This is a genomic window from Streptomyces sp. NRRL F-4489, assembly GCF_001509485.1.
In the GTDB taxonomy this organism is placed as follows: Bacteria; Actinomycetota; Actinomycetes; order Streptomycetales; family Streptomycetaceae; genus Streptomyces.
Genome location: NZ_LLZI01000137.1, coordinates 1 through 2,691, shown reverse-complemented (window position 1 = coordinate 2,691; position 2,691 = coordinate 1). Strand labels below are relative to the sequence as shown.

Below are 2,691 nucleotides of genomic sequence, written 5' to 3'. Positions count from 1 at the left end.
GGCCAGGACCGTGCAGAAGCTCAGGGTGTCCGTTTCGCCGAGGCGGGGCGGGCCGTGGGCGGGGGTGGTGGTGTGGAGGTAGGCGCGGAGCGGGCCGCCGGGGTCGGGGAGGGTGCAGACGAGGTGATGGGTGCCTTCGCCGAGGGCGGTCAGGAGCTGCTGGAGGGCGGTGGTGGCGCGGGTGAAGGCGGCGTGGGCGAGGTCTTCGCCGCAGGTGGGGCAGCGGCCGGCGCGGGCGAGGAGGGCGGTGGCGCGGTCCCAGGAGGCGCGGCGGGCGGCTTCCTCGGTGAGGAGCGGGAGGAGGGGGGTGAGGGGGGTGCCGTCGTACGGGATGGTGGCGCCGGTGCAGGCGAGGGCGGCGGTGTAGCGGGCGCGGCTGCCGGGGTCGTCGGCGTCGAGGGCGTGGTCGGCGCAGTAGCGGGCGTAGGCGGCGGGGTCGAAGAGGCAGAGGGTGGTGTGGACGCCCTGGGCGGCGAGGGTGCGCAGGAGGCGTTCGAGCTGTTGGAGGTAGCCGCGGTGGTCGTCGTAGGGGAAGGTGCGGTAGCGGCGCATGGCGGCGAAGTCCTGGGCGTCGGCGAGGACGGCGGCGGTGCTGGGGACGTCGCGGCGGAGCGGGTGGGCGGGGCGGGTGGGGGGTGTCATGGCTCCCCCTCGGTGGGTGCGATCGGCAGTTCGTTCGTCACCGAGAGTAATCGGGGGGTCTGACAGTGGCGGCCGGCGCCGGGGCGGGGAGCCGCCGGCGCCGGGCGGAGGGGGCGTCAGGTGGCGCGGTCGGCGGCCAGGCGCTCGTAGAAGCGGAGGAGTTCGAGGTTGTCGACGGAGCCGGGGTTGACGGCCTTTTCGAGGGGGGTGCCGGCCAGGAGGCGTTTGACGGGGACCTCGATGCGCTTGCCGGTGAGGGTGTGCGGGACGCCGGGGGCTTCGATGATCTCGTCGGGGACGTGGCGGGGGGAGAGCTGTTCGCGCAGGGTGCGCTTGATGCGGTCGCGCAGCGCGTCGTCCAGGGTGGCGCCGGGGGCGAGGTGGACGAAGAGGGGCATCCAGTAGCCGCCGTCGGGGAGTTCGAGGCCGATGACGAGGGATTCGCGGATCTCGGGGAGGCGTTCGACGGCCTCGTAGATGTCGGCGGAGCCCATCCGGACGCCCTGGCGGTTGAGGGTGGAGTCGGAGCGGCCGTGGATGATGACGCTGCCGCGGGAGGTGAGGGTGATCCAGTCGCCGTGCCGCCAGACGCCGGGGTACATGGCGAAGTAGCTGTCGTGGTAGCGGGTGCCGTCCGGGTCGTTCCAGAAGCGGGTGGGCATGGACGGCATGGGCTTGGTGACGACGAGTTCGCCGACCTCGTCGGTGACGGGCTTGCCGTACGGGTCCCATGCCTGGAGGTCGGTGCCCAGGCAGGGGGCCTGGAGTTCGCCGATGTGGACGGGGAGGGTGGGGACGGCGCCGGCGAAGCAGCTGCACACGTCGGTGCCGCCGCTGACGGAGGCGGTCCACAGGTCGGTGCCCGCCTCGGCGAAGGTGTCGTGGAGCCAGCGGAAGCCGTCCGGCGGGAGCGGGGAGCCGGTGGTGGCGACACAGGTGACGGTGGACAGGTCGAGGTCGCGCGCGGGGTGCAGGCCGGCCTTGCGGCAGGCCATGACGTAGGCGGCGGAGGTGCCGAAGACGGTGGTGCGGGTGGCGGCGGCGATCTGCCACTGGGCGTCGGTGGCGGGGTGGGCGGGGCTGCCGTCGTAGAGGACGATCGTGGCGCCGGCGAGGAGGCCGCCGACGAGGAAGTTCCACATCATCCAGCCCGTGGAGGTGTACCAGAAGAAGCGGTCGCCGGGGCCGAGGTCGCAGTGCAGGCCGGTCTGCTTGAGGTGTTCGAGGAGGATGCCGCCCTGGGACTGGACGAGGGCCTTGGGGAGGCCGGTGGTGCCGGAGGAGTACAGGACCCACAGCGGGTGGTCGAACGGGACCTGTTCGTAGACCGGTTCGGTGTCGTCGGCGATCAGGTCGGACCAGTTCAGGGCGCCTTCGGGGGCGGGGGTGCCGAGCAGGGGGATGTGGACGACGGCGCGCAGGGTGGGGAGTTCGGCGCGGAGTTCGGCGACGGTGTCGCGGCGGTCGTGCTCCTTGCCGGCGTAGCGGTAGCCGTCGACGGTGAACAGGACGACCGGTTCGACCTGCTGGAAGCGGTCCAGGACGCTGCGGGCGCCGAAGTCGGGGGCGCAGGAGGTCCAGACCGCGCCGACCGCGGCGGTGGCGAGGAGGGCGGTCACGGCCTGGGGGATGTTGGGGAGGTAGCCGCTGACGCGGTCGCCGGGGCGGACGCCGAGGCGGCGGAGGGCGGCGGCCAGGGAGGCGGTCTGGGCGCGGAGTTCGGCCCAGGTGACGGGGGTGGGCTGCTGGCGCTCGTCGACGGCGAGCAGGGCGGGGGTGGCGGCGCGGGCGGGGTCCTCGGCGGCGCGCAGGGCGTGTTCGGCGTAGTTGAGGGTGGCGCCGGGGAACCATCGGGCGCCGGGCATGGCGGGGTCGGCGAGGACGGTCTCGTACGGGGTGGTGAAGCGGACGTCGAACCATTCGGCGACGGCCTGCCAGAAGGCGGGGAGCTGGTCGGTGGACCAGCGGTGCAGGGCGGCGTAGCTCGCGGCGGGGTCGCCGGGGAGGGGGGCGGGGGCGCCGTGGTGGGTGGCGGCCCAGGTGTGGAAG

At 74.0% G+C, this 2,691-nt stretch carries 2 protein-coding genes; both read right to left on the bottom strand.

Features of this window, described 5'->3' with window-relative positions:
• Positions 1–642 (bottom strand): hypothetical protein (locus tag ADL22_RS36655; protein WP_066977665.1); only part of this gene is annotated, 642 nt, incomplete at its 3' end.
• Positions 643–758: 116 nt separating this feature from the next.
• The coding region (locus ADL22_RS13275) for an acetoacetate--CoA ligase (protein WP_066977662.1) at positions 759–2,691 on the bottom strand (1,933 nt) is incomplete at its 5' end.